Below are 26,993 nucleotides of genomic sequence, written 5' to 3'. Positions count from 1 at the left end.
TAATTCAAACAAAATGAAAGCAAACAAATTTCTATTAGGACTTTTAGCAGCTGCAACACTTTTTGTTGTTGGTTGTGCAGCAGATGACACAGCAGACGTAACAATTAACCAAGGTAATGGAGGAACTCCAACTAATCCTTCAGACTTAGTAATTGGCGGGACACTAACTCAAAACCTTACACTTACCACAGGAACTGAGTATGATTTAACTAGCGCTCTTATTGTCCCTGAAGGTATAACACTAACCATAGAACCAGGAGTAGTTGTTAGAGCTACCACAGGTTCTGATGTATATGTTGCTGTACAGCAAGGAGGAGTTATTATGGCAGAAGGTACATCTTCTAATCCTATTGTATTTACTTCTAATTCTGCAACACCAAATCCAGGTGATTGGGGTGGTCTTATCGTCTTAGGTCGTGCTCCTATAAACTCTGTAGTTGGTGGAGATGCCACTTCTACTTCAGAAATTGGAGGTTTACCTTATGGTGGAAATATTACTAACGATAATTCTGGAATTATAAGATATGTACGTATAGAGTATTCTGGTGGTGCTGCGGATGCTGCTTCAGAAAATAACGGATTCTCTTTTTACGGTGTTGGAAACGGAACAACTATAGATTTTATTCAAGCATTTGAAGGTGCTGACGATGGTGTAGAATTTTTCGGCGGAACAGTTAACGCGTCTCACATCTCTGTGGTCGGCGCTCAAGATGACTCTGTAGATTGGACTGAAGGATTTACTGGTACACTTACAGATGTATACATAGAACATAGACAATCTCATGACAAAGGTATAGAAGGAGATGGTTTTAATACTGATATTGGAAACAACTCTAGCCCTATTTTTTGGAGTGCTCCTACAATAAACAACATAACTATAAATGGATTAGGTTCTAGTAATGGTAATGAAGCCATCCGCTTAAGAGCAGGAACTCGTGCTACATTTAACAATGTTCTGATAGAAGGATTTGAAGAAGGATACGATTTAGATGATGAGGAAACTGGAACCGGCGTTCTTGCTAATGAAACTACTGTTACTGATATAACATTTGATGACGTAATAACTACACTAAAAAATGATACCAATGCAGCTTTTGATGCAAGTTCATTTTTTAGCGGCGTTGGTACAGGAACTGGAGCAGATTATAATTCTTGGAACTCTGGTTGGACAAGAAACTAATAGAAAGAAGAGAGAAGATTTATCTAATCTCAAAACTATACTAAAAAAAGAGCAGCTTAGACAGCTGCTCTTTTTTTTTATTACTTATTCAGATTGTTATTTATTTGAAGCGACTGTTGTTTTGTTTGTCCACTCGCTTACCTTGGCAATTCTGTTTTTAGAATAATCTACTTCTTTAAGTACATCTCCACTCCAGTAAAACCATTTACCCACTTTCTGACCGTTATCATACTTAGCCGAAGTGATTTTGTTTCCTTCTTGGCAATAGCTGTACCAATCGCCGTGTAACTTGCCTTCTTTTGTGTAAAACCCTGTTTGACTTATCTGACCATTATCATGGTAATAAACAACTTCTATAAGCTCTTTTTCTTTATTAAACTTTAAAGTTCTATCCTCTTGTGCGTAAGTAAAACCTACACAAAACATTAGTAAAACAATGACTATCCTTTTCATATCAATCTGGGTTTATTAATTATTATGTAACAAACATAACATTTTTTTTACGTTTAAACAACAATTGCGTAACATTAAATTAACATTAGGATTTTAAATATTTGATTTTCAAATTATTAATTATTTTAAGATTGCATATTTAGACTTTATAAAGCTTTATCTATACTTAAATAATTACTGTATAAAATGGATAATCTTTACATTAGAGGTCTAACAATTTACCCATGAAATCTAGATTTATTTTTGTCATCTTAATATCATCTTTAATCTGCCCGTATTCATTGAGTCAGACTAAAAATGAAAAAGAGCAGCGAATTAAAATTTCAAAATTTCCAGAAGCAGTTCAGAATGTTATTGGTGACTTACCCAAAAACTGTAAGCGACTTAAATTTTATAAAGAAACCGATGGAGATAAGAAAAGTTATGAGGTAAAATTTAAATATCTAAAACACTATTACAGCATTGAATTTTCGGAAGATGGTCTGCTGGAGGATGTCGAGGTTATTACTAAATTTAATAAGATTGATGATTCTATAAAGCATCAAATTAAAGCGTATTATAATCAATCTTTTAAAAAGCATAAGTTTATAAAAATTCAAAAACAGTATGTGTACAATAGTCGTTTAAATACCAATACATTTATAAACAATACTATAAAACAACCTAATACAACTTCTGCTAATTATGAAATCATAGCCGAAGTAACAACAGACAAAAAAAGAGATATTAGAGAATTTACTTTTAACAGTAAAGGCAAATTTTTAAGCTCAAGAATTCTAAATCCAACATCTTACGAGCATGTCTTATATTAGAATTCTGACTATTCTTAGCAGTCTCTTTTTGGGGCTAAATTTGTTCTCTCAAAATAGTTTTGAAACTTTAGGTGAAACTGGTTTTGCCTTAAATCATAAAATTTCAGACGCTTATAAAATTAATTTTTCTGCGCGTTCGCGCTACTATCTATATCAAGATGATAGTTTCAGTTTTCAAAATCGGCAATTAGATATAGTACACTTTTCAACTCTTAATTTAGACTACAACCATAGCTTGAGCTTAGGCATTCAATACCGTTTTAGAGAATCTTTTGATGGCGGAGCTAATGAGCTAAGGCTCACTCAGCAATTTAACTACACCAAAACTAATCAAGCTTTACGCTTTGGTCATAGAGTTAGATTTGAACAACGAATTTTTGACCAATTAACTATTTTGCGCTCTCGCTATCGTCTTGCTTTAGATTTTCCTTTAAATGGCGAAAAATTAGATATTGGCGAAAGCTATTTGGTCACCTCTATGGAAGTTTTACTAAGTAACAGCAGAAAGATAGCACCAGAATTAGACCATAGAACCACTGGCCAAATTGGATGGCTTATTAGTGAGAAATCAAAAATTCAATTTGGGTTAGAATATCGTTTTGAAGCTTTAAATATAAAGGCAGAGGAAAAGCTATTTATCCTTACGTCTTTTATTTTAAAAGTCTAAACCAATATGTTTCACAGGAGTTATTAATTAAAAATTATTTGACCGATATTGCAGGCTGTATTTATGAGCAGTTTTACTTAATTTAGATGTCCTAAAATAACGTTTAGATAACGTTGAGTTCAAAATAATTAAGGTATTTTGCATACAATTTTTTAGTATCCGTTTACATGGAAAACCTTTACCTATACATGCTAGCAGCTCTAGCATTTTTAGCAATAGCAGATTTAGTAGTTGGTGTTAGTAATGACGCCGTTAATTTTTTAAATTCTGCTATAGGTTCTAAAGCCGTTTCTTTTAAAACCATTATGATTGTTGCCAGTATTGGTGTTGCCGTAGGTGCAATGACATCTAGTGGTATGATGGAAGTTGCCAGAAAAGGTATTTTTAATCCTGGAGAGTTTATGTTCGACGAAATTATGGTCATTTTTATGGCTGTAATGCTTACAGACATTCTGCTTCTAGATTTCTTCAATACGTTAGGTCTGCCAACATCTACAACCGTTTCTATTGTTTTTGAGCTTTTGGGCGCATCGGTAGCTGTAGCTTTAATTAAAATATATGCTGATGGCAGTGGACAAAACATAACAGATTTAACCAACTACATCAACAATTCTAAAGCCATAGAAATTATCCTTGGGATACTCCTTTCTGTAGTGGTCGCCTTTACCATTGGTGCCATTATTCAGTATGTATCAAGGATATTGTTATCTTTTAAATTTGAAGAAAAACCCATCTGGTATAGTGCTATTTTTAGTGGTTTTGCAGTGACTTCAATCATGTATTTCATTATCGTTAAAGGTCTTAAGAATGCTACATTTATGCCACTTTCGATTAAAGAATTCTTGAGTACAAATCCAGTTGCATTTATAAGTATTAATTTTTTAGTGTTTACCCTATTATCCTATTTAGCTGTAAAAATATTTAATGCTAAAATTTATACTATAATCATTGTTATAGGAACTTTTGCACTAGCGGTTGCCTTTGCAGGAAACGACCTAGTTAACTTTATTGGTGTGCCAATTGCCGCATGGAATTCTTACGAAGTCTGGTCAGCCAGTGGTATTGAAGCTTCAAAATATGGAATGATAGCTTTAGGCGAACCTGTACAAACTGAACCTTATTTATTACTTATTGCTGGGTTGATAATGGTACTTACTTTATGGTTTTCTAGTAAAGCTAAAGCCGTCGTAAAAACTTCTGTTGACTTAGCAAGACAGGATGAAGGTAAAGAGCGTTTTAATCCTAACTTTTTATCTAGAAACATTGTAAGATTAACCATTGGATTATCTAATAGTATCAATAGCATATTACTAGAATCTTACCGCAAATGGACGGACAAGCAATTTATTAAACCTGTTCCTGTAGTTAGCGCGCAAGATGCTCCTGCCTTTGATTTAGTGAGAGCTGCAGTAAATCTAATGGTAGCTAGTGTATTGATATCTATTGCTACTTCGATGAAATTACCGTTATCCACTACTTACGTTACCTTCATGGTAACAATGGGTACGTCTTTAGCTGACCGTGCATGGGGAAGCGAAAGTGCCGTATATAGAGTTGCTGGAGTACTAAACGTTATTGGCGGGTGGTTCTTTACAGCCTTTAGCGCATTTGTTGCCGCATCCATAATGGCTATTATTTTATTCTACGGAAAAGGCTATGCTTTAACAGCTCTAATTGTTGTAGCGATAATGCTTTTAGCTAAAAATTATTTATCACACCGAAAAAAATCACAAGTTCTCAAAGAAGAAGACGAACTTCAAAAATCTGAAAGTAGTTCCACTCAAGGCGTAATTCATGAAAGTGCTGCCACTATTGCAAAGGTTGTAAAACGTGGTAATCGTATTTATACTTCTGCTATTAATGGTTTAGCTACGCAGAATTTAGCTTTGCTAAAAACAAGTAAAAAACAAATTCTAAAGCTATCTACTGAAGTCGATGAGTTAAGAGATAACATCTTTTATTTTATAAAAAACCTTGAAGAACCTAGTCTCTCTGCTAGTAATTTTTACATCAATATTTTAGGGTATTTGCAAGACATAACGCAATCTTTAGAGTACATCTCTAAGGTCAGTCATAAGCACGTTAACAATAACCACAAGAAATTGAAGTTTAGCCAGATTAAGGAGCTTAAGGATTTAGACGAGCAATTAGAAACCCTATTTGCAGAAATGCAAAGTGCATTTGAGTCGCGTTCTTTTGAAGAAATTGGTGCTATATTAAACAACAAATCCCAAATGTTTAATGTGGTAAAAGAAAAAATCCAAAAGCAAGTAGAGCGTACAAGGAATGAGGAATCTAGTCCTAAAAACACAACGCTATATTTTGGTTTACTTCTTGAAACTAAAGATTTGTTAACCGCTACAATGAATCTACTAGAAGAGTACTTTAACTCTCATGATAGTTCTGTTGAACCTGCCACAATTTCTACAGAAGACTAAAAGGTTTTAAGTAAGGTGTATTTCCTTTTGTATATTTGGATTACACACAAAACTTAAAATACTATGAAGTCATTATATGCCCTATTAATTGCTGTATTATTTTTCAGCTATCTTGATGCGCAAAACCTTACCGGACAACAACTTCTTGACAAAGCCATTTCTTATCACGACCCTAACGGCAATTGGCCAACATTCTCAGGAAATTTTAAAGTCACTATGACTACACCAAATCAAAGTGCCCGTGTTAGCGATATTAATATTAATCTACCTTCAGAATTCTTTAGTGTAACCGCTGTTAGAAATGAAAACAGCCAAACCTATACCGTTGGAAAAGACAATTGCTCGTTGTTTTATAACGAAACTGAATTAGATGAGGCTGCTGCCAAAGAGAAGAAAATGTCTTGTGAGCGTGCCAATATGTATAAAAACTACTATACTTATTTGTACGGTTTACCAATTAAGTTAAAGGATGACGGTACAAACATTGACCCAACAGTAGAACGCAAAACCTTTAAAGGTAAAGACTATTTGGTATTAAAAGTCACTTACGATGCCGAAGTTGGCTCTGATGTTTGGTACTTCTATTTCAATCCAAAAACTTATGCTATGGAAGTCTATCAGTTTTATAAAACAGACGATAATGGCAAGGTAAAACCTGACTCAGGTGAATACATTTTACTTACCGAAGAGGAAACCGTAAACGGCATTAAAATGCCAAAAGTACGCGCTTGGTATTACAACAAAGATGATAAGTATTTGGGAACCGATACTTTGGGGAATTAAAAATTGAGCTTAAAATCAGATCTTTTTGCCTGAATATATACAGTATTTGATTTCAATATTAATTCGTAGGATTTTAAATTATTACTTTCCATAAATTGATTAAAATCTAATTCATAAATCCCATTTAATTTTTCATTTTTGAAATTATATAACTCTATATAATTGGAATCATTTTTTTCAAAACTTTTATACTTTCCATAGTATTGCTCTTTTGGATAATTAAGGGTGATAATAATTTTTGACCTTTTTAATTGTAGAGTTGCTCCATGAGTAAAATAATAATTTGAATCATTATCAATGTCAAAAGGATAATGGCATTTTCCATCATTGTACTCCTCTATAATCCAATTGGTGTTTTTTTGATTAAAAGGCTCTTTGTAAAACAATGTTATGGCAATCATCAACAAAAAAATTATTAAGAAGAACCATTGTAACTTTTTCATGCTTGTTTTATAAATTATATCAAAAAAGCATCTCATTTCTGAGATGCTTTTTATAACACTTAATTTAAAATACTAAGACCCACACATTAAGCAATCATCACCTTCTGCTTCTTTAGCTTGAGCAATTAATGCTTTCATCTCCTCTGCCGTCATTGGTTCTGCTTCTGGAGTCTCGGTTTTTCCAGCAAATTTTGCCGCAGTTTTTGCGGCTTTTTGCTTTTGTTGTTCTACAACTGCAGCGTCAGCAACTTTTATAGATTCTGATGCTACATTTTGTGCAACAGGCTCTTTCTTCACTTCTCTTGTCACTGTAAATTTCTTAGCATCTACAGCAGCCTTTGTACGCAGGTAGTACATTCCTGTTTTTAGGCCGCTTTTCCATGCGTAGAAGTGCATAGATGTCAGCTTTGCCATGGTCGCTCCTTCCATAAATAAGTTTAAAGATTGCGATTGGTCAATGAAGTAACCACGCTGACGAGACATATCTATAATGTCTTTCATACTCATTTCGTAAACCGTCTTGTACAATTCCTTAATGTCTTCTGGTATACCATCTATATTTTGGATAGAACCATTAGCTCTCATGATTTCGTTCTTTAAGCCATCATTCCAAAGACCTAATTCTACAAGGTCTTCTAACAGGTGTTTGTTTACTACGATAAACTCACCAGATAATACACGACGTGTATAAATGTTAGAGGTGTATGGCTCAAAACATTCGTTATTTCCTAAGATTTGAGATGTAGATGCTGTTGGCATTGGCGCTACTAATAAGGAGTTACGTACACCATGCTTTTTCACTTGCTTACGTAGTTTTTCCCAATCCCAACGACCGCTTAATTCTTCATCTTTAATATTCCATAAGTTATGCTGAAAAAGTCCTTGGCTTATTGGCGAACCTTCGTAAGTTTCGTAAGGGCCATCTGCTTTTGCCTCTTCCATAGATGCTGTAACAGCTGCGAAATAAAGCGTTTCAAAAATGTCTTGATTTAAGGCTTTAGCTTCATCACTTGTAAATGGCATACGCAATTTAATAAATGCATCTGCTAATCCTTGTACTCCTAAACCTACTGGTCTGTGACGGAAGTTAGAATTCTCCGCTTCCTTAACCGGATAGTAATTTCTATCGATAACACGGTTTAAGTTCTTTGTGACACGCTTTGTGATACGGAATAATTCTTTATGATCAAACTCTCCGTTCTTTACAAACATTGGTAAGGCAATAGATGCTAAGTTACATACCGCAACCTCATCTGGAGATGTGTACTCCATAATCTCCGTACATAAGTTAGACGACTTAATTGTCCCTAAATTCTTCTGGTTAGATTTACGGTTAGCAGCATCTTTATATAACATGTACGGCGTACCTGTTTCAATCTGAGATTCTAAGATTTTCTCCCAAAGCTCACGGGCCTTAATCGCTTTACGACCTTTACCTTCAGCTTCGTATTTTGTATATAATGCTTCAAATTCTTCAGAATGTACATCTGATAAACCTGGGCATTCGTTAGGGCACATTAACGTCCACTCTGCATTTTCTTGAACACGCTTCATAAATAAATCTGGCATCCACATCGCATAGAATAAATCACGTGCACGTAATTCTTCAGCACCATGGTTTTTCTTTAAATCTAAGAAGCTCATGATATCTGCATGCCAAGGCTCAATGTACATTGCAAAACTTCCTTTACGCTTTCCGCCACCTTGGTCTACGTAACGTGCTGTATCGTTAAATACTTTTAGCATCGGTACAATTCCGTTAGATGTACCGTTGGTACCAGCTATATAACTTCCTGTAGCTCTAATGTTATGTATAGATAATCCTATCCCACCAGCTGATTGAGAAATCTTAGCTGTTTGTTTTAGTGTATCGTAAATACCATCAATACTATCGTCTTTCATTGTTAACAAGAAACAAGAAGACATCTGAGGTTTTGGCGTACCAGAATTAAATAATGTTGGCGTGGCGTGTGTAAAATATTTTTTGGACATTAACTCATACGTCTCAACAGCGGCATCTAAATCATTTAAATGAATACCAATTGAAACACGCATAAGCATATGCTGTGGACGCTCAGCAATCTTACCATTTAATTTTAAAAGGTAAGAACGCTCTAATGTTTTAAACCCAAAGTAATCGTAACCAAAATCACGGTTATAGATAATGGTAGAGTCTAAGCGGTCTTTATTTTCCATAATGACGTTATAAACTTCATCAGATAATAAAGGTGCTTTTTTACTCGTACGTGGATTAACGTACGTGTATAAATCTTCCATGACTTCACTAAACGTCTTCTTTGTGTTTTTGTGTAAGTTAGAAACAGAAATACGTGCTGCCAAACGTGCATAATCTGGGTGAGCTGTTGTCATTGTCGCTGCAATCTCAGCCGCCAAATTATCTAGCTCACTTGTAGTTACACCATCGTAAAGTCCTTCGATAACACGCATCGCTACTTTTAATGGATCTACAAGCTCGTTTAAGCCATAGCATAATTTACGGACTCTCGCCGTAATTTTGTCGAACATGATTTGTTCTTTTCTTCCGTCTCTTTTGATTACAAACATAGGTTACACTTTTAGTTTTAGTTTTTCTGAAAACGCCAGTTCAGAAAAAGGGTTAGTTAGTTATTCTAATTCCATAATTACCTGATAAAAAGACAGATAACTGTGGTAGTTCAATGATTAATTTTGAAATTAGGTAATACAAATCCTGTAAGGGATTGTAGATTATCTAAAAAATAGTTTTTTTATTGAAAGACTCGATACTAAAAATCGAAATCCATATTGTACTTGTCCTCTTCGACTTCTTTGTTAAGTACTCCTGCTTTTTGGTAATCACCAACTCGTTTTTCGAAGAAGTTAGTTTTTCCTTGAAGCGATATCATATCCATAAAATCAAATGGATTTGGTGTATTATACACTTTTTCGCAGCCTAAATCTGCAAGAAGTCCGTCTGTTACAAACTCTAAGTACTGCGACATTAGATTAGCATTCATACCTATTAAACTAACAGGAAGAGATTCTGTAATAAACTCTCTTTCGATATCAAGGGCATCGACTAGGATTTCTTTAATACGTTCTTTTGGCACTTTATTAACCAAGTGGTGCTCGTGTAAGTGAACCGCAAAATCGCAGTGCATACCTTCGTCTCTTGAAATTAGCTCGTTAGAGAATGTTAATCCAGGCATTAATCCACGCTTTTTTAACCAGAAAATAGAACAGAACGACCCAGAAAAGAAGATACCTTCTACGGCTGCAAAAGCAATTAAACGTTCTGCAAAGCTTGGAGATTCAATCCACTTTAATGCCCATTCCGCTTTTTTCTTAATAGCAGGGAAATTTTCAATAGCTTTAAAAAGTTTATCTTTTTCGGTCTCGTCTTTTACGTAAGTGTCTATTAATAAAGAATAAGTCTCACTATGAATATTTTCCATCATAATTTGGAAGCCATAGAAAAACTTAGCTTCTGTATACTGAACTTCATTCACAAAGTTTTCAGCTAAATTTTCATTTACAATACCATCACTTGCTGCAAAAAATGCTAAGATGTGTTTTATAAAATAACGCTCATCGTCATTTAATTTATCTGACCAATCTGTAATGTCTTGGTGCAAATCAATTTCTTCAGCAGTCCAAATACTAGCTTCAGATTTTTTGTACCATTCCCACAAATCGTGGTGTTGAATTGGAAATATTACAAATCTATCCTTGTTCTCTTGTAAAATGGGCTCTACTGCTTGCGACATTGTTCTTAAATTTTTGAGTTGTGTTAAATTATTTTTTCGAGTGACTTGGGACTAACAAATATGACAAAATCATTTACTTATTTTTTGCTTTTTGCCGAAAGCTTTTCAACAAGTTTTTAACAAAGAGAAAATTCTGTCAAAATTGAATAGATTTCCGAAAAAAGTATTTAAAATATTGATTTTCAGTAATTTAAATAAATTTTGTTTATTCATAATTTGTAAGAATATACTTATTAAAAAATCGCTAAACAAGTGTGAAAATGGGCAATTATTAGAATAGAAAATAAATCCATAAGATGAACAAAAAATGTTTACAACTTTGAATAAATTATACTTTGATTTTAGGCGTAAAAGTCAATTACCCTTGAATACTTGAAAATTATTTGTTGAATCTTGATTTTGCAACCGTTTCTAACTCGGCATACCAATCTTCACCAAATTTTCTAATGAGTGCTTCTTTTACAAACTTATAAATAGGCATTTGCAATTCTTTTCCTAGTGAACAGGCGTCATCACAAATTTCCCATTTGTCGTAGTTAACCGCAGAAAACTCAGAGTACTCTTTTACTCTTATAGGATAGAGGTGGCAGGATACGGGTTTTTTCCAATCTACTTCACCTTGATTGTAGGCTTCTTCTATACCACAAAGCGCTGTTTTCTTTTCATCAAAAATAACATAAGCACAATCTGCTCCATTAATTAAAGGTGTTTCTAAATCGCCAAAAGCAGTGGTTATGGATGTTCCTTGTTTTTCTATAGCTTCGATACCTTCTTTTCGCAAAAAGGGTTTTAATTTAGGATAGACATTTTCAAGAATTTTAGCTTCGTTTTTATCGAGAGGTGCACCTGCATCTCCGTCAATACAACAAGCGCCTTTACATGCAGAAAGATTGCAGACAAAGTCTTTTTCAATGATGTCTTCTGATACTATAGTTTTTCCTAACTGAAACATGTGGCAAAAATAACTAAACTTATTGTCTATTTTATTAGATTATTCAGTGAAACTCCATATTAACTTTACAAAAATTTAATGTTGTAAATCAGCTTTTTAGTTGCAACTTTGCGCCGATTTTATAAATCTTCATAATTTATTTAGATATGGAATTCAATATCAAACAGATATTTACAGCTTTTATGGTACTATTTGCCGTTATAGATATTATCGGTAATATTCCTATTATTATAGACTTACGAAAAAAAGTAGGGCATATTCAGAGTGAAAAGGCCTCAGTAATTGCTGGTATCATCATGATTATATTTCTATTTGTTGGTGAACGGCTTCTGAGATTTATTGGTGTGGATGTTAATTCTTTTGCTGTAGCTGGTGCTTTTATCTTATTTTTTATTGCTTTAGAAATGATTCTAGGCATAACACTGTATAGAGAAGAGGAAAGCAACGCTATAACAGCCTCAGTTTTTCCGCTTGCATTTCCTTTAATTGCTGGCCCAGGAAGTTTAACAACCTTATTATCTCTTCGTGCTGAATTTGATATACAAAATATCATCTTCGCCGTTATTATTAACGTATTGGTGATTTATGTCGTTTTAAAAACATCATCAAAAATTGAACGTTTAATAGGTCCAAACGGCATTAGAATTATAAGAAAAGTTTTTGGCGTAATTTTGTTAGCCATAGCTGTAAAATTATTTACAGCAAATATTAAAGCCTTATTAATATAAAAGATTATGAAAGCATTTACCCTTATTGCTACCATTGTAGCTATTGCACTAGTAATATTCAATGCTACAAAACTAAATTTTGACGCACTCTTAGAAGGTGAAAGCGCAACAGCTGTTATGACCATTATAGCTGGACTCTGTGCCATTCTATTACTTCAAATTTTTAGAGTTTCAAAAAAAATAGAGAAACTGAATAAGCGTAAATCATGATGTATGATACTCTGATTATTGGCGGTGGTGCCGCAGGTTTATCTTGCGCATTGGTTTTAGGCTCAGCAAAACTAAAACCTTTTGCTGAAGATAAGCGTATAGGTATTATTACTCATCAAAAAACCTCGCATTTACAAACAGCACTTTTTAATAACGTCTTAGGTCTTAGTCCAGGAACTCTTGGAAAAGATATATTAGAAAGCGGCAAGCAACAACTCAAAGATTTATACCCTCATGTAGAACAAATAGAAAAAGAAAAGGTAAAATCTATTTCAAAATCTAACGAAGGTTTTCTTGTTGAAACTAATAAGAATAGCTACCAGACAAAAATTGCTGTTATTGCCGTTGGCTACACTAATCTTTTAACCATCAAAGGCTTAGAACATTATGTGGAACCGCACCCAAAAGCCAATATTGAAAAAGATAGAATTTGGCTTAGAAATAAAGACCATGTTATTGAAAATGGACTTTTTGTGGCAGGCACTTTGGCCGGTGGGCGTAGTCAGTTTGCTATTGCTAGTGGAAGTGGAGCTCAAGTAGCTACTGATATCTTAACACTTTGGAATAACAGTAAACACACCAAAATACACGATAAGGTTTCTAGTTAGCCTCTCTTTCTGCTTCTTGGCTCAGGAGAATCACTTCATCTATCATAATATCACTTTTGTTGATGACTTCTTCAAAAGCGTTATCGTCGTAAAGCTGTCTCGCTAGAGTGGCTTTGATGAGTCTTTGTATAACATCATTAAAAGCTACAAAGCTAATTTTAGTGCCTTCTAACCTATTAACATAGTCTTGAAAACGCACAACAACATCATCACTAACCGAGAAATTATCTATAAAATCTCTTTTGGAAACGCCATCGTAAATTGCTCTATTCTTATCTAATTCTTCAAAAACAAAGTATCCAAAATGTCCTGAACGTCTGAGGTAGTTAATGGTTTCGTTATCAAAAGAGCGGTCGATAGGCACAAAGACATCTGGAACAATACCACCACCACCGTAAACTACTTTTCCGTTTGGTGTTGTAAACTTTAAAGAGTCGTCTATTACAATATTCTCAGAATCCATAAGTTCCCCACTACTCAATCGCTTGTAGTAATCTCTGTAATACGCTTTACTTTTTCCATTGTCGTATGGTCGTTGTATTGAGCGTCCTGTTGGCGTGTAATACCTAGACACCGTAAGGCGCACTGCACTACCATCTCCGAGGGCCATTTCGCGCTGTACAAGTCCTTTACCGTAAGAACGCCTCCCTACAATTGTTCCTTTATCATTGTCTTGGAGCGCTCCTGCAATGACTTCACTCGCTGAAGCAGAACTTTCGTTTACAAGAATATAAACTTCACCTTCTTCAAAATCACCTCTGCTAGTAGCGTAAGCATTTTCACGTCTTCCTTTTTTATTTTTGGTGAAGAAAATTAATTTATCATGCTCAAGAAATTCGTCTGCTATTTGTTCTGCAATGCCCAAAAAACCACCTGGATTGTCTCTTAAATCTAACGCGAGTTTTGTTGCGCCTTGGTCTTGTAGTTTATCTAAAGCAGATTTAAATTCTTTATAGGTAGATTCTGCAAAGCGATTCATTTTTATATAGCCCAAATTATCTGTAAGCATATAATAGGCCTCAACACTTTTTATTGGAATGCTGTTTCGTTTCACACTAATATCTAAATACTCTTTGGTTTGTGGGCGATACACTTTGAGCTTTACTTTAGTGCCTTTTTTTCCTTTGAGCTTTTTCCCTATTTCTTCGGTATTGAATTTATTACCATAAATAGTATCTCCATCCGCTAGGAGGATTCTGTCACCTCCTTTAATGCCAGCTCTTTTACTAGGACCGCCTTCTGTAGGGCGTATTACAGCAAGAGTGTCTTTGTAAGGGTAATAGTTGATACCTATACCTACAAAATCGCCTCTCATGTTTTCTGTTACACGTTCTAAATCTTTTTTTGGAATGTATATAGAGTGTGGGTCTAGATTATCCAAAATTCCATTTACAGTAACATCAACTATGCTGTCTGTATTAACTTCTTCGACATATTCATAGTCGATATAATCTATCAGCCTGTTAAGTTTATCTTTTTTGCTATTAGTTGTAAAGAGACGGTCAGAAGTGTCTGTGAAATTTAGTTTACCTCCAATGAAGACACCAATAGCTATTGCTATCCCAGTAATTAACGGTATGTATTTCTTGGTATTGGACATTTATGCTTCTATGGCTTCTATTAAATCTAGCTGAACACCTGCTTTTTCTAAGAATTTTAAACCTGAATTATCTTTATACGCTTCAGAATAAACAACTCTAACAAAACCAGCCTGATGGATGAGCTTGCTACATTCTTTGCATGGCGAAAGTGTAATATAAAGCGTAGCTCCTTTACAGGATTGTGTTGAAGAAGCCACCTTTAGAATAGCGTTAGCCTCTGCATGTAAAACATACCATTTTGTGTAACCTTCATCATCCTCGCAATAGTTTTCAAAACCAGTAGGTGTACCGTTATAACCATCAGAAATTATCATTCTGCCTTTTACAATTATAGCTCCGACTTGTTTGCGTTTACAATGGGACAGTTTTCCCCACTCTTTTGCCATGCGCAAATAGGCTTTATCATATCTTAATTGTTTTGCTTCTTCAGCCATATATTAAAAAATGTAAGTAATTAACGAATATAATGGCTTCGTATTTTATAAGCAATGGCTCGTCGTTAAAGTTTTACCAAACTTTAACTGAATTAAAAGATGTTATTTTCTATTAAAATAGGTATGACTAAACCTATGACAATTGAGGAAAGTACCATAACCCAATCGCGTTTAGAAAACCTAAAAATAGTTTGAAGAAGAAACCCGAGAAACATAACAATAAAAACTATAATTACTTGAGCCAACTCTATACCAAGAGCAAATTCTAAAAGTGCTAAAGGTTTATTTTCAGCGTCACCAAAAACCATGGTGAATTCTCTAGCAAATCCAAGTCCATGGATAATACCAAAAAACAATGCAGTAAAAAATAAAACACTAACACTCTTACTTTTATTATTATCTCCACCAGTGTAAACATTATAAACAGCTCCAATGAGGATTGTAATAGGAATTAAAAATTCGACTAAAGCACCGTTAACTGATACTATATTGTAAGCTGCTAAAACTAATGATAATGTGTGACCTAAAGTAAAAAGTGATACCAAAACCAAAACACGTTTCCAATCTTTAAATAAGTAAGGAACTGAAAGCACCATTAAAAATAAAACGTGGTCGTAACCATTGATGTCTAAAACATGATTAAGACCATATTTTACATTGAAAAAAAATTCGCTCATAGGGGAAGATTGAAGTTTTTACTAAATGTTATTGTTTTAAAACTCTGACCGTTTCAATGTAAGAGTTTGAGTTTTTAATCTTTACAAAATAACTACCTGATACAAAAGAAGACATATTTAACTCTACTTCTTTAGATGTATAAGTTTTCTGAAAAACGCGTTGACCTATCAAATTATAAATTTCAACACTTTCAATTGAAGAAATACTTTCTAAATGTATAGTGTCAACTACTGGATTAGGAAAAGCTATTATACTTGAAATAGTTGAAGTATTAACATCCAATACATTATCGTTTGTAATTGTTACTACTTGATTAGCTGCAATATCTTCTACAACAGTTACGGTGTTGTCTGGCCACTCGATTCTTAATTCATCTACAATGGTGTTATCGGCTAAGCCAAAAAAAGCTTCAGCTGGTTCTTGACCATAAAAACTTGTTCCTGCCGTAATTAGACGCATTCCAGTGGTTCCATTATCATAAGCTATTTTGACCACTGCACCGATAGCAAAATGATTAGCTCCATTCATTCTTGGCTTTATAACGAGATAATTGTTGGAATTTAAAGTAGAAGCGTAATTGTTTTGATAAACTCTAACAAGATTGTTATTACTACCATTAGTTTTCATTGATTGAAGTAAATCTAGGTCGCCATCTCTTTCCATATCAAAAGCCATTAAAGATGTGGCATCCCATGTGTCATTAAAATTTGAAGATGTAGATATATCTGTAAAGGCAATTCCATCAACATTCAACCATAATTTTGATTGGTCTAGACTCCATCCCTGACCCCAACCATTAGTAGCTGCTAAATCAATGAAACCATCATTATTTGCATCAAAAAAAGTGGTTCCCCAGTCCCAGCCACTGCTCCCTACATTAAAAGTTGCATTGTTTGAAACCTCATCAAAACCTAGCACTCCATTTTCAATCCAATTGTTTTTTAAAAAAATATTATGCCTTAGAACTCCGTCTTCAACTCTTGATATATTAGTAGAATATAAGTCGAAATCCCCATCATTATCATAATCACCTACTGCCATTCCCATTTCATTAAATGCACTATTTGCATTAATGGTAGCACTTATATCTTGAAATGTATTATCTCCATTATTTAACCAAAACTCATTCTCGGTAAAATCTACATTTATGTATACATCTAAATAGCCATCATCATTAAAATCATGAAATATAGGCTGATATCTAGATTTTGTTGGCTGCATAGGAAAACTAATATCTGTGATATCGGTAAATGTCCCATTAGCATTATTTAAGAACATAGACATTTCAGCTCCAGCGAACATTCTTCCCCAAGCCGTAATAATTATATCTAACCAGCCGTCATTATTGATGTCGCCAGCAGCTATCCCACCTACTACAGGATCATCTATGTTTAGAATATTATACCTGTCACTAAAATCTAATCCAGAATTTAACACTTCAGTAAAATTTCCTGAACTTGTTTGTTGATACAAAAATACTTGAAGCCTATTTGTACAAGAATTATCTATACCTAAGCAGTCTCCTAATAAAACTAAATCTAATAATTCGTCTCCATTATAATCTACCCATAATGAGGCCCTACACCTAAAGGTAGATGTAATTCCAGAAGCAACTGCCACTTCTTGAAACACTCCATTCCCATTGTTATTATAAAGTAAGTTCGTTAATCCAAATTCTGTTCCTGCAAAAAAATCTAAGTCTCCATCATTGTCATAATCTGCAATAGAAGCTCCGCTTCCAAACAAATCTGGCATAATCGCCACAAATTGCAATCCCGAGGTTGAAGTCACATCGGTGAATTGTTGAGCATTTACACATATATTAGCAAATACAACAAAAATTGATATTAAAAATAATCTAATCATCATGGCTAATATAAATCAAAAAAGCCTGTTTTAGTAATACTAAACAGGCTTTTTTGTACTCAAGGTGGGAATCGAACCCACACTTCCGAAGAAATCGGATTTTGAATCCGACGCGTCTACCAATTCCGCCACTTGAGCTTTTTAATTGGTTTGCAAAAATAGAAAAAATTAACTAGTAAAAGCAAGTAAAATTGTGCGATATATAATTCTTGCTAGCAAAATAATTTTCTAAATTTGAGCATTCTAAAAACACAACTAACAACAACACAACTCATGCCTTACGAAACAACTGAAGCAAAGATTTTTACATGCTCACAAAGTAGATACCTAGCCGAGCAAATTGCGAAAGCCTATGGCGTAAAACTTGGCAATGTAATAACCTCTAGATATAGCGATGGCGAATTTCAACCTTCATACGAAGAATCTATAAGAGGAACTCGAATTTTTATCATTGGATCTACACATCCCGGTCCTGAAAATCTTATGGAAATGTTGCTTATGATTGATGCCGCAAAGAGAGCTTCTGCAAGACATATAACCGCTGTATTACCATATTTTGGTTGGGCAAGACAAGACAGAAAAGACAAACCTCGAGTACCAATTGCTGCAAAATTAGTTGCAAAAATGTTAGAAGCTGCTGGTGCAACACGCATTATAACGATGGATTTGCATGCTGATCAAATACAGGGATTTTTTGAAAAACCAGTGGATCACCTTTTTGCCTCAACAATATTTTTACCATATTTAAAATCTTTAAACCTAAATAATTTGACTATTGCTTCACCAGATATGGGTGGTTCTAAACGTGCTTATGCTTACTCTAAGGCTCTGGAGAGTGACGTTGTAATATGCTATAAACAACGTGCTAAAGCTAATGTCATATCTCACATGGAACTTATTGGTGATGTTACAGGAAAAAACGTAGTTTTAGTAGACGACATGGTAGATACCGCAGGTACACTAACTAAAGCTGCAGATCTCATGATGGAAAGAGGTGCTCTAAGCGTAAGAGCAATTTGTACGCATCCCATTTTATCAGGCTCAGCCTATGAAAGACTTCAAAACTCAAAATTAGAAGAGTTGATTATTACTGATTCAATTCCTCTTACACAAGAATCTGAAAAACTTAGAGTTTTAAGTTGTGCTGACTTGTTTGCAGAAGTAATGCATAATGTACATCACAACAAATCAATTAGCTCAAAATTTGTGATGTAAAAGAAGCCATTTTTTAATTAAAATTCTTGTATTTCATAATATATTACTACATTTGCAGCCCTCAAAATGAGGATTTTAATAATTTTTTAATTTAAACTTTTAAAATGAAATCAATTACAATTAATGGATCTCAAAGAGAAAGCGTAGGCAAAAAGTCAACAAAAGCCTTACGTAATGCTGGTCAGGTTCCTTGCGTAGTATACGGAGGAGACAAGCCATTGCATTTCTCAGCACCAGAATTGGCATTCTCTAAACTTGTATACACACCAGACGCGCATACAGTTGTGATTGCCCTAGATAATGGCGAAACTTACAATGCTGTAATGCAGGATATTCAGTTTCATCCAGTAACAGACAAAATCTTACACATTGACTTCTATCAAATTTTTGAAAACAAGGAAATTACGATGGAAATTCCTGTAAAAACTGTCGGTACCTCAAGAGGTGTTTTAAACGGTGGAAACTTAAGGGTTCCTTACAGAAAGTTAAGAGTTAAGGCTATTCCATCAAAATTACCAGAATTTATAGAAATAGATATTACACCTTTAAAAATTGGAAGTAAGTTTTATATTTCTCAATTAAAAAATGATGACTATAAGCTACTTCATCCAGACAACGTTGTTGTTTGTCAAGTAAGACGTAGTAGATTAGCAGTTGTAGATGTAGAAGACGAAGATGAAGATGTAGATGCAGAAAACACTGAAGAAACAACTACGGATGCAGCAGCAACTGAAACTAGCCAAGAATAAATAAGACTTATATTTATCTCATAAAAAGCATTCTGTTAATCAGGATGCTTTTTTATTTTTGAATAAACAATAAGATTATGCTAAAATGGTTGACGACCCTTTTTAAATCTAAAGAAAAAATTGACCCAATGAAAAAATTCTTGATTGTTGGCTTAGGTAATATTGGTGAAAAGTACGCAAACACTAGGCACAATATTGGTTTTAAAATTCTAGACAGTTACATCACGAAAAAAGATATATCTTTTGAAACACAGAAGCTTGGTGATATCGCATATTATAAAATAAAAGGACGTACACTCGTTCTTTTAAAGCCAAATACCTTTATGAACTTAAGCGGAAAGGCCATTAAATACTGGATGACTAAAGAAAAAATTTCTTTAGAGAACATTCTGGTTATAACAGACGATTTAAACCTTCCGTTTGGATCTTTAAGATTAAAAACAAAAGGAAGCGACGGTGGTCACAATGGATTAAAGGATACGCAAGATAAACTACAAACTACAAAATATAATAGGTTAAGATTTGGTATAAGTGCGGATTACTCTAAAGGAAGGCAAGTAGACTATGTCCTAGGAAATTGGTCAGAACAAGAAACTTTAGATATAAAAAATCGACTCGAAATGTGTCATAAAATTATTGAATCTTTTGTTTTGTCCGGGCCAAGTATCACAATGAACACTTATAATGGAAAATAAAAAAGCCACTCAATGAGTGGCTTTTTTTAATATTAAGATGTATAAAGTCTATGTTCTAGAAGTTAAAACGTACCATAATCTCATGAGTTCCATCATTAGAATTATTAAGTACTTCTCTAGAAGACCCTTCATAAGCATATCCTAAATCCATCCAGTCTGAAAGATTAAACATCATTGTTCCAGCCCATCCACCATCAGTTCTGTACATAGGAGCTAGTTCAAAGCGCTCATTATATCTGAAAGCAGCAGTCAAGTCCGCAGATACAGGTGACCCGCTTACAGCTCTAATCATTGTAGATGGTCTAAATTCCCAATCTGTAGCAAGATCAATATTATATCCACCTGATAGATAAAAATGTGTCTTTTCATTCACAGTTGTTACCACACCATTTTCGTTAAGATTAATTCTCTCACTTAATAAAATTGAAGGGATAGAGAGTGATATGAAATACTTATCATGAACTAAATATGCACCCGCTCCAATATTTGGTCTAAAACCAGTATCAATGTTATTTATTGCAGGATCAACTGGAAAAGCATTGTTTGCTAAATCACTTGATATAAAACTATATACGCTTCCGCCTCCTTTAAGTCCAAGAAAAATATCTGTAGATTCATTTAACTGTAACTTATAAGAAAAATCTACCATAAATGTAGTATTCTGGTTAGCATACACATCATCGTTAACAACACTTAGCCCTAAACCAACTTTATCATTTAAAGAGGTTTCAAAAAATAGTGTTTGTGTTTCAGGTGCGTCTTCAATATTCACCCATTGGCTCCTAAAGTTCGCTGTAAGTCTTGAAACACCATCAGCCCCTGCATATGCAGGGTTGATAGCATTCATTGTATATCTATAAAGTGCATAGTTAGGCTGTTGTTGGGCATATATAGCTCCAAACATTAACAGTGCACCAATTTTTATTGAGTTTTTAAGAAAATTCATTGTATTGATTTAATTTAATAATTCTACTTCTTAGAAAATGATAACTAACCATCCATCAATGATAGTTTCACCTGTACCGCCTTGGTCTAAAACATAATAATATGATCCAGCTGGTAATAAATTACCTCCAGGTCCAGTACCATTCCAATTATTACCATAATTATCAGAAGCAAAAACTTCATTACCCCATCTACTATATACTTTCACTTTTGTTCCAGGGAATCTATCAATTCCAATAATAGTCCATGTATCATTTACAGAATCTCCGTTTGGTGATAATACATCATTAGCGTATAAATTATCACAGACATCTCCAACTCCGTTGAAATCTACATCTGCTTGATCTGAGTTGGCTGTAAATTGGCAATTGTCGTCCTCATCTAACACACCATCGTTATCATCATCAGGGTCACAAACATCACCTTCACCATCGCCATCATTATCTGCTTGATCTGCATTTGCTTCAAACTGACAGTTGTCATTTACATCAAGAACACCATCGTTATCATCATCAGGATCACACTCATCACCTTCTCCATCTCCATCATTATCTGCCTGATCAGGGTTATATACTAATACACAATTGTCATCGTCATTTAATACACCATCTCCATCATAGTCGCTTGGATCTCTCAATCCACAAATTTCTATAGTCCACTCGTTGAAAGAACCACCGTCAAAATTTGCAAAATCTACGATTCCTAATAACCATGTTCCTCTTGAGAATGTTCCATTAAATGTAGATAATGGTTGTTCTGGGCTAAACACTCCAGTAAAAGGAGGAGAACCTGCAGTAATAGGTGTAGAAGCCTGATCATCAAATACTGTATTTGCATAATCATCACCACTTCCACCAATTTGGTCAGATAGTAAGATAAAATCCGTTCCGGTAGGCTCAATTAGCGCTATTCTTAAATCACCTGTCCATGTGTGAGTAATATCAACAGATACATTAATATCATTGATAATAAAATTATCTTCAATAAAAATTTCAGAAATTACTACAAATGGAATATCGTCTGGTTCTTCGGGAATGAATATTGGGGTATCTTCAGAACGTCCAAAATTACATATCTCATCACAAGCTTCTCCTATGCCATTATTATCTAAATCGGCTTGATCTGGGTTGGCAGTTTCAGGACAGTTATCATCCATGTTTAATACACCATCACCATCAATATCATCATCACACAAATCTCCTATGTCATCTCCATCGATATCAGATTGATCAGTATTAACAATATCAGGACAGTTATCAGAATCGTCTGGGATGCCGTCTCCATCTGCATCTGGTAATGGCACACCGCAAACTTCGATTGACCAACTATTTATTGTACCAGTATCACCAGTAAAATTATCAACAGCAGTTAGTGTCCATGTTCCTGTTGCAATTTGTCCATTAAGAGTAGATAAATCACCATCTGGAGCAAATGTCCCCGTAAAAGGTGCTGAAGCAGAGTTGATTGAAGTTGGAGCATCACTATCAAAAACAGTATTTGTATAGTTGTCATCAGAACCTCCAATATTATTTGCTAAAACAACATCAGTTCCGTCTGGAGCAGTTAATACGAGTCTTAGGTCTGAAACCCAAGTATGAGAAATATCAACCGTTACATTTACATCTGTAATAGAAGTTGCAGAAATTACCAGAAGTTGTGATTCTGCAGGAGGTCCATCAGCTGGGCCAAAGAAACCAAAACCATCTGGAATTGCAAGTGGAGTATCTGTAGAATCAAATACATCACACTGAATATTACCTGTAGTGAAACTAGCTGTTAAATACGCTCCAATACCGCAATCGTTTACAGATCTAACTCTCCAAAAATATTGAGTTGAATTCATAAGCATTGCTTCAAATTCTGGTCTATCTGGCACACCAGATGCTACAATATTTGTGAAAGCTGCATCAGTTGCAACATCAATTTCGTAGGCAGCTGCATTTGTATCTTCTGTCCATTCTATTGTAGCTGTAGGATTAGCATCTATAGAACCGTCTGCAGGTGCTACAGCTCCTAAAGTTGCGAAGTTTGTATCATATACGCTTAAAGAAGCTCCTGTTGGAACTACGTCGTTTCCATCTGTAGCTTCAATTAAAATAGAATAAGTATCTATCGTCGCTCCACCAAGATTGTCTATAGTTAAAGTAACCATAGTACCATCAGCAGTAACTGATGCTGGACTAAAAGTCGCCGTTGCACCAGCAGGTAAACCAGAAGCAGAGAATGTTACTGGAGAAGTGAATGCCGGGTCTACTAAAGTATATGTGAAGTTTATATTAGCTGAAGCAGTAGTACAAACGTCTTGTTCTTGACTACCCGCATCAACACTTACTATAAATGGAAATGGCGGCTGCTCTAAAGAGTCTCTAGGACCTCCCGGCTCTAGTGTTGCTCTCATTCTGTTCTTCTGTCCTAGAGTAAATAACCCCATACAAGCGTCATCACTATAATCCATATAATTTTCTACCATGTCAACTGACCCACAAGACACGGATCCTGTTTGGCAACCTCCATTAGAGGCATCGGATTCAGGTGTATCATCTACAAAATCATCAGCACCACATGGTCCGTCTCCCCAAATGTGTCTAAGATTGAAAAAGTGACCCATTTCATGGGTTGTAGTTCTTCCTTTATCGAAAGGAGCTGATAATACAAAGCTTCCATCATCGTCATCCGAAGAGCCAAAGAAGTTGTACCCCATTACAATACCATCTGTTGAAGGATCTCCTCCAGGGAATTGAGCAAATCCTAATAGACCTCCTGAGAAGTTTACTGTCCAGAAATTAAAGTATTTACTAGTATCCCATGGATCTTTACCACCTGCAGCAGTACTTTTCATAGTCTCTTCAAAACCAAAAGAAGCAATACTTGTTTCAGTTCTTGTGATTCCATTTGTTGGGTTACCATCTGGATCTATTTGAGCTAAATAAAACTCAATCTCCATATCCGCTGCTTGAGGCCATTGATTCATTTGAATGTCGTCAAACTCAATGTTAGTTCCTCTGAAATCCTTATTAATCACATCTATTTGTGATTGAATTTGAGCATCAGAAATATTTTGAGCATCGTTATTATAAACAACGTGAACTACCACTGGAACATAAAGAATACCATCCATTCTTTGAACGCTTGGGTCATTGTTTGCTCTAAGCCTTGTTCGTTCTTCTAATCTCGCTAATGTTTCAGCTTGATTAGGATTTTTTTGCAGTTGCAATTCTAGATTTTCAGCCGCAGCACATGTTCGTTCCTGTGCAAAAATCGGCGTAGAAATAAAGAAAAAAGCAGCTACTAAAAAGTAAAGATTTTTTTTCATTTGAAGTGAGTTTAATTAATGTAATATAAAAAGTCTTTCAACCACACTAATGTGCTTTGTGAAAGACAACCTAATGGTTAGTTAAAAAAGTTTAAATATTTAGTTAAGTGAATTAAATGTAGTTTTTTTGCCATATGCATTAAGTACAGTATTATTAAATTAGCATCAAATTTATACTTTTTTTTTACATTTCCTTAACAATTTTTGAAGAAATCTTTCAATGTCACTAAATACGGGTCGTTTTACTAAAATTTTAACAATTGGAACCTTTGATGGTGTGCATATTGGCCATCAAGCTATATTAAAAAAAGTCAAAAATCTCGGAAAAAAGAAAAACCTAATACCCAGTGTATTAACTTTTTTTCCTCATCCGCGAATGGTGCTCAAGCAAAATGAAGACATAAAATTATTGAATACTATATCCGAACGAAAATTCCTATTGGAGAAATTTGGTGTAAAATTAATATGTGTTAAAACCTTCACGAAAGAATTTGCTGACCTTTCAGCAAGAGATTATGTAAAGAATATTTTAGTTGAAGAACTAAATACCAAACAGATAGTTATTGGTTATGACCATCATTTTGGGAAAAACAGAAGCGCAAATATTAATGACCTCATCAAGTTTTCAGAAGAGTTCGATTTTGAAATAGAAGAAATATCTGCAGAAGATATAGAACAAGTTACCGTGAGCTCTACCAAAATTAGAAATGCTCTCAACGACGGCGACGTTTCTTTAGCTAATACTTATTTAGGTTACAATTATTTCCTAACAGGTAAAGTTGTTAGTGGACACAGTATAGGGCGCACCATTGACTTCCCTACAGCAAATATATATATAGAAGAAGATTACAAACTAATCCCTAAAGATGGTGTCTATGTTGTTAAATCTTTTGTGAATTCAAAAGAAGTTTATGGGATGATGAATATAGGCTCTAACCCAACTATTAAAAACAAGCCACGTTCTATTGAAGTTCACTTTTTTGATTTTGAAGATAACCTATATGGTAAAGAAGTTGTAATAGAAATGTTACATCGATTAAGAGATGAACATAAATTTAAAACTGTTGATGCTCTAAAAACTCAACTGAAAAAAGACAAAAAAGCTTCGCTTACTTATTTGAAAACAAACCGATGAACACACTCCTCTTTAAGCATATAGATAACACGTCTCTAATTGTTTTTAGAATATTTTTTGGACTACTCTGCTTTCTAGAATCAGTTGGCGCAATAGTTACGGGTTGGGTAAAACGCACACTTGTTGATCCGCAGTTTACCTTTAACTTTATAGGTTTTGATTGGCTTCAACCACTGTCTGGTAATTGGATGTATACCTTCTATGCAGTAATGGGCATTTTTGGCTTACTAATAATGGTGGGGTATAAATACAGATTTAGCGCATTAATGTTTGCACTTATGTGGAGCGCCATCTATTTTATGCAAAAGTCAGCATATAATAATCATTATTATTTATTGTTCTTGCTGAGTTTTATAATGGTTGCAATGCCCGCTAACAGGTATGCCTCTATAGATGTAAAGCTAAATCCTAAGCTAAAGCAAATCTCCATGCCTAATTGGTGTAAATTGGTGTTTTTTATTCAGTTATTTATAATTTACACCTACGCTTCAGTTGCAAAATTATACCCTGACTGGTTAGATGCTTCAGTTATAAAGTTATTAATGCAAGGCAAGTCTCATTTTCCAATAATTGGCGGTTTTCTTCAAAATGAATATGTGCATTATTTTATAGCGTATTCAGGAATCATATTCGATGGCCTAATTATTCCTCTTTTATTATATAAGCCGACGCGGAAGTATGCCTTTTTTGCTTCAATCTTCTTCCATTTATTTAATTCGGCAGTATTCCACATAGGTATCTTTCCATTTTTATCTTTAGCATTTTGCCTGTTCTTTTTTGAACCAAAAACTATTCGGAATATATTCCTTAAAAAGAAAGAGATTTATTCTGGAAACACGATTAAAACACCCAATTATGCAAACGTCTTCAAACTCGTTTTTGTCACCTATTTCATAATTCAAATCGCATTACCTCTTCGCCATCACTTTATTGAAGATAATGTGCTTTGGACAGAAGAAGGCCATCGTCTGTCTTGGCGTATGATGCTTAGAGCTAAAAGCGGAAGTATTCATTTTAGAGTTGTAGACCAATCAAATAATTCAATAATTCCGATTAATTTAAACGATTATTTGACTAAAAAGCAGCAGCGAAATTTAAAAACCAAACCCGATTTTATCTGGCAATTCTCGCAACGTCTAAAAGACAAGTTCAAAAGTGAAGGTAAAACCGTATCCATATTCGTAACTTCTTATGTTAGCGTTAATGGAAAACCTTCAAAACGCTTTATAAACCCTGAAATTGATTTGGCTAAGGTTGAGTGGAATCACTTCAAACACAATTCGTGGATACTACCTTCAAAATAGGCTGCTTTTTGTTTCACTAGCCATAAAATCTTTTTACT

General features: G+C 34.4%; 24 protein-coding genes and 1 tRNA gene. 13 read left to right on the top strand and 12 right to left on the bottom strand.

Translation table 11 applies throughout. The features are described 5' to 3' along the window. Positions 1–13: 13 nt before the first annotated feature. Positions 14–1,180, top strand: a complete 1,167-nt coding sequence (locus BUB95_RS06230; RefSeq protein WP_073084348.1) for a multidrug transporter — start codon at positions 14–16, stop codon at positions 1,178–1,180. Between the two features lie 96 nt (positions 1,181–1,276). On the opposite strand, the gene BUB95_RS06225 is transcribed toward BUB95_RS06230, so the two are convergent. After that, on the bottom strand, positions 1,277–1,633 hold the full coding sequence (locus BUB95_RS06225) for a toxin-antitoxin system YwqK family antitoxin (protein WP_073084345.1): 357 nt from the start codon (positions 1,631–1,633) through the stop codon (positions 1,277–1,279). Between the two features lie 224 nt (positions 1,634–1,857). On the opposite strand from BUB95_RS06225, the gene BUB95_RS06220 reads away from it, so the two are divergent. From BUB95_RS06220 to BUB95_RS06205, 4 genes are all read left to right on the top strand, one after another. Beyond that, positions 1,858–2,445: a hypothetical protein gene (locus BUB95_RS06220; protein WP_143185567.1), complete on the top strand. Its 588-nt coding sequence runs from the start codon at positions 1,858–1,860 to the stop codon at positions 2,443–2,445. Then, complete coding sequence (locus BUB95_RS06215) at positions 2,432–3,112, top strand: DUF2490 domain-containing protein (RefSeq protein WP_073084341.1); 681 nt, start codon at positions 2,432–2,434, stop codon at positions 3,110–3,112. Before BUB95_RS06220 ends, BUB95_RS06215 begins: the two co-directional genes overlap by 14 nt. Before the next feature lie 167 nt (positions 3,113–3,279). Then, positions 3,280–5,550 (top strand): inorganic phosphate transporter, encoded by a 2,271-nt coding sequence (locus tag BUB95_RS06210; RefSeq protein ID WP_073084339.1) that lies wholly within the window; start codon positions 3,280–3,282, stop codon positions 5,548–5,550. Positions 5,551–5,613: 63 nt separating this feature from the next. After that, positions 5,614–6,333, top strand: a complete 720-nt coding sequence (locus BUB95_RS06205; protein ID WP_073084336.1) for a DUF6503 family protein — start codon at positions 5,614–5,616, stop codon at positions 6,331–6,333. Here BUB95_RS06205 and BUB95_RS06200 read toward each other — a convergent pair. The 4 genes from BUB95_RS06200 to BUB95_RS06185 all read right to left on the bottom strand — a co-directional run bounded on the left by BUB95_RS06200 (position 6,330) and on the right by BUB95_RS06185 (position 11,474). Further along, on the bottom strand, positions 6,330–6,776 hold the full coding sequence (locus BUB95_RS06200; protein ID WP_073084335.1) for a hypothetical protein: 447 nt from the start codon (positions 6,774–6,776) through the stop codon (positions 6,330–6,332). The genes BUB95_RS06205 and BUB95_RS06200 overlap by 4 nt on opposite strands. Before the next feature lie 72 nt (positions 6,777–6,848). Then, positions 6,849–9,341, bottom strand: a complete 2,493-nt coding sequence (locus BUB95_RS06195) for a ribonucleoside-diphosphate reductase subunit alpha (RefSeq protein WP_073084333.1) — start codon at positions 9,339–9,341, stop codon at positions 6,849–6,851. Between the two features lie 200 nt (positions 9,342–9,541). Further along, on the bottom strand, positions 9,542–10,522 hold the full coding sequence (locus BUB95_RS06190) for a ribonucleotide-diphosphate reductase subunit beta (RefSeq protein ID WP_073084331.1): 981 nt from the start codon (positions 10,520–10,522) through the stop codon (positions 9,542–9,544). 379 nt (positions 10,523–10,901) lie between these two features. Next, positions 10,902–11,474 carry a DUF3109 family protein gene (locus tag BUB95_RS06185; RefSeq protein ID WP_073084328.1) on the bottom strand — a complete coding sequence of 191 codons (573 nt, stop codon included), beginning with the start codon at positions 11,472–11,474 and terminating at the stop codon, positions 10,902–10,904. Positions 11,475–11,620: 146 nt separating this feature from the next. Here BUB95_RS06185 and BUB95_RS06180 point away from each other — a divergent pair, with 146 nt between their 5' ends. Genes BUB95_RS06180 through BUB95_RS06170 form a run of 3 tightly spaced genes read left to right on the top strand, consistent with a single transcriptional unit; the run spans position 11,621 to position 13,020 of the window. Next, the gene (locus BUB95_RS06180; RefSeq protein ID WP_073084326.1) at positions 11,621–12,202 is read left to right on the top strand and encodes a MarC family protein; all 582 of its coding nucleotides are present in this window, start codon (positions 11,621–11,623) and stop codon (positions 12,200–12,202) included. Positions 12,203–12,208: 6 nt separating this feature from the next. Further along, positions 12,209–12,412 carry a hypothetical protein gene (locus tag BUB95_RS06175; protein WP_073084323.1) on the top strand — a complete coding sequence of 68 codons (204 nt, stop codon included), beginning with the start codon at positions 12,209–12,211 and terminating at the stop codon, positions 12,410–12,412. Continuing rightward, complete coding sequence (locus BUB95_RS06170) at positions 12,412–13,020, top strand: FAD-dependent oxidoreductase (RefSeq protein WP_073085122.1); 609 nt, start codon at positions 12,412–12,414, stop codon at positions 13,018–13,020. Before BUB95_RS06175 ends, BUB95_RS06170 begins: the two co-directional genes overlap by 1 nt. On the opposite strand, the gene BUB95_RS06165 is transcribed toward BUB95_RS06170, so the two are convergent. From BUB95_RS06165 to BUB95_RS06145, 5 genes are all read right to left on the bottom strand, one after another. Next, entirely contained in the window at positions 13,013–14,620 is a 1,608-nt protein-coding gene (locus BUB95_RS06165) for a S41 family peptidase (protein ID WP_073084321.1), read from the bottom strand. The genes BUB95_RS06170 and BUB95_RS06165 overlap by 8 nt on opposite strands. Continuing rightward, a complete protein-coding gene (locus tag BUB95_RS06160; RefSeq protein ID WP_073084318.1) occupies positions 14,621–15,055 on the bottom strand; it encodes a deoxycytidylate deaminase in 435 nt (144 codons plus the stop codon). 92 nt (positions 15,056–15,147) lie between these two features. Further along, entirely contained in the window at positions 15,148–15,732 is a 585-nt protein-coding gene (locus BUB95_RS06155) for a HupE/UreJ family protein (RefSeq protein ID WP_073084316.1), read from the bottom strand. Between the two features lie 28 nt (positions 15,733–15,760). Beyond that, positions 15,761–17,602, bottom strand: a complete 1,842-nt coding sequence (locus tag BUB95_RS06150; protein WP_083573322.1) for an FG-GAP-like repeat-containing protein — start codon at positions 17,600–17,602, stop codon at positions 15,761–15,763. 53 nt (positions 17,603–17,655) lie between these two features. After that, positions 17,656–17,737 (bottom strand) — tRNA-Leu (locus tag BUB95_RS06145). Between the two features lie 135 nt (positions 17,738–17,872). On the opposite strand from BUB95_RS06145, the gene BUB95_RS06140 reads away from it, so the two are divergent. The 3 genes from BUB95_RS06140 (at position 17,873) to pth (ending at position 20,258) form a co-directional block, all read left to right on the top strand. Beyond that, positions 17,873–18,814, top strand: a complete 942-nt coding sequence (locus tag BUB95_RS06140) for a ribose-phosphate pyrophosphokinase (protein WP_073084311.1) — start codon at positions 17,873–17,875, stop codon at positions 18,812–18,814. Positions 18,815–18,918: 104 nt separating this feature from the next. Then, on the top strand, positions 18,919–19,563 hold the full coding sequence (locus BUB95_RS06135; protein ID WP_073084309.1) for a 50S ribosomal protein L25/general stress protein Ctc: 645 nt from the start codon (positions 18,919–18,921) through the stop codon (positions 19,561–19,563). 77 nt (positions 19,564–19,640) lie between these two features. Further along, positions 19,641–20,258, top strand: coding sequence for an aminoacyl-tRNA hydrolase (pth, locus tag BUB95_RS06130; RefSeq protein WP_073084306.1), 618 nt, complete (start codon positions 19,641–19,643; stop codon positions 20,256–20,258). A 55-nt stretch (positions 20,259–20,313) separates the two neighbouring features. On the opposite strand, the gene BUB95_RS06125 is transcribed toward pth, so the two are convergent. Together BUB95_RS06125 and BUB95_RS06120 are read right to left on the bottom strand one after the other, a co-directional pair. Then, entirely contained in the window at positions 20,314–21,204 is an 891-nt protein-coding gene (locus BUB95_RS06125; protein WP_073084304.1) for a PorP/SprF family type IX secretion system membrane protein, read from the bottom strand. Between the two features lie 30 nt (positions 21,205–21,234). Beyond that, complete coding sequence (locus BUB95_RS06120; protein ID WP_073084301.1) at positions 21,235–24,516, bottom strand: thrombospondin type 3 repeat-containing protein; 3,282 nt, start codon at positions 24,514–24,516, stop codon at positions 21,235–21,237. 220 nt (positions 24,517–24,736) lie between these two features. Between BUB95_RS06120 and BUB95_RS06115 the strand changes: the two genes are divergently transcribed. Beyond that, entirely contained in the window at positions 24,737–25,651 is a 915-nt protein-coding gene (locus BUB95_RS06115; protein ID WP_073084298.1) for a bifunctional riboflavin kinase/FAD synthetase, read from the top strand. Next, entirely contained in the window at positions 25,648–26,955 is a 1,308-nt protein-coding gene (locus BUB95_RS06110) for an HTTM domain-containing protein (protein WP_073084295.1), read from the top strand. Before BUB95_RS06115 ends, BUB95_RS06110 begins: the two co-directional genes overlap by 4 nt. Positions 26,956–26,993 lie beyond the last annotated feature (38 nt).

This window comes from Winogradskyella jejuensis, from assembly GCF_900129745.1.
Lineage (GTDB): Bacteria > Bacteroidota > Bacteroidia > Flavobacteriales > Flavobacteriaceae > Winogradskyella > Winogradskyella jejuensis.
Note: the sequence above shows the minus strand (reverse complement) of the source record. Positions and strands in the feature narration are given on the sequence as shown.

Excerpts from the sequence above, each read along its gene's own strand:
- BUB95_RS06185 (WP_073084328.1), bottom strand. The coding sequence starts at position 11,474 with ATGTTTCAGTTAGGAAAAACTATAGTATCAGAAGACATCATTGAAAAA.
- BUB95_RS06210 (WP_073084339.1), top strand. The coding sequence starts at position 3,280 with ATGGAAAACCTTTACCTATACATGCTAGCAGCTCTAGCATTTTTAGCA.
- BUB95_RS06180 (WP_073084326.1), top strand. The coding sequence starts at position 11,621 with ATGGAATTCAATATCAAACAGATATTTACAGCTTTTATGGTACTATTT.
- BUB95_RS06230 (WP_073084348.1), top strand. The coding sequence starts at position 14 with ATGAAAGCAAACAAATTTCTATTAGGACTTTTAGCAGCTGCAACACTT.
- BUB95_RS06165 (WP_073084321.1), bottom strand. The coding sequence starts at position 14,620 with ATGTCCAATACCAAGAAATACATACCGTTAATTACTGGGATAGCAATA.
- BUB95_RS06190 (WP_073084331.1), bottom strand. The coding sequence starts at position 10,522 with ATGTCGCAAGCAGTAGAGCCCATTTTACAAGAGAACAAGGATAGATTT.
- BUB95_RS06205 (WP_073084336.1), top strand. The coding sequence starts at position 5,614 with ATGAAGTCATTATATGCCCTATTAATTGCTGTATTATTTTTCAGCTAT.
- BUB95_RS06115 (WP_073084298.1), top strand. The coding sequence starts at position 24,737 with ATGTCACTAAATACGGGTCGTTTTACTAAAATTTTAACAATTGGAACC.
- BUB95_RS06125 (WP_073084304.1), bottom strand. The coding sequence starts at position 21,204 with ATGAATTTTCTTAAAAACTCAATAAAAATTGGTGCACTGTTAATGTTT.
- BUB95_RS06140 (WP_073084311.1), top strand. The coding sequence starts at position 17,873 with ATGCCTTACGAAACAACTGAAGCAAAGATTTTTACATGCTCACAAAGT.
- BUB95_RS06120 (WP_073084301.1), bottom strand. The coding sequence starts at position 24,516 with ATGAAAAAAAATCTTTACTTTTTAGTAGCTGCTTTTTTCTTTATTTCT.
- BUB95_RS06110 (WP_073084295.1), top strand. The coding sequence starts at position 25,648 with ATGAACACACTCCTCTTTAAGCATATAGATAACACGTCTCTAATTGTT.
- BUB95_RS06155 (WP_073084316.1), bottom strand. The coding sequence starts at position 15,732 with ATGAGCGAATTTTTTTTCAATGTAAAATATGGTCTTAATCATGTTTTA.
- BUB95_RS06160 (WP_073084318.1), bottom strand. The coding sequence starts at position 15,055 with ATGGCTGAAGAAGCAAAACAATTAAGATATGATAAAGCCTATTTGCGC.
- BUB95_RS06195 (WP_073084333.1), bottom strand. The coding sequence starts at position 9,341 with ATGTTTGTAATCAAAAGAGACGGAAGAAAAGAACAAATCATGTTCGAC.
- BUB95_RS06215 (WP_073084341.1), top strand. The coding sequence starts at position 2,432 with ATGTCTTATATTAGAATTCTGACTATTCTTAGCAGTCTCTTTTTGGGG.
- BUB95_RS06150 (WP_083573322.1), bottom strand. The coding sequence starts at position 17,602 with ATGATGATTAGATTATTTTTAATATCAATTTTTGTTGTATTTGCTAAT.
- BUB95_RS06200 (WP_073084335.1), bottom strand. The coding sequence starts at position 6,776 with ATGAAAAAGTTACAATGGTTCTTCTTAATAATTTTTTTGTTGATGATT.
- BUB95_RS06225 (WP_073084345.1), bottom strand. The coding sequence starts at position 1,633 with ATGAAAAGGATAGTCATTGTTTTACTAATGTTTTGTGTAGGTTTTACT.
- BUB95_RS06175 (WP_073084323.1), top strand. The coding sequence starts at position 12,209 with ATGAAAGCATTTACCCTTATTGCTACCATTGTAGCTATTGCACTAGTA.
- BUB95_RS06135 (WP_073084309.1), top strand. The coding sequence starts at position 18,919 with ATGAAATCAATTACAATTAATGGATCTCAAAGAGAAAGCGTAGGCAAA.
- BUB95_RS06220 (WP_143185567.1), top strand. The coding sequence starts at position 1,858 with ATGAAATCTAGATTTATTTTTGTCATCTTAATATCATCTTTAATCTGC.
- pth (WP_073084306.1), top strand. The coding sequence starts at position 19,641 with ATGCTAAAATGGTTGACGACCCTTTTTAAATCTAAAGAAAAAATTGAC.
- BUB95_RS06170 (WP_073085122.1), top strand. The coding sequence starts at position 12,412 with ATGTATGATACTCTGATTATTGGCGGTGGTGCCGCAGGTTTATCTTGC.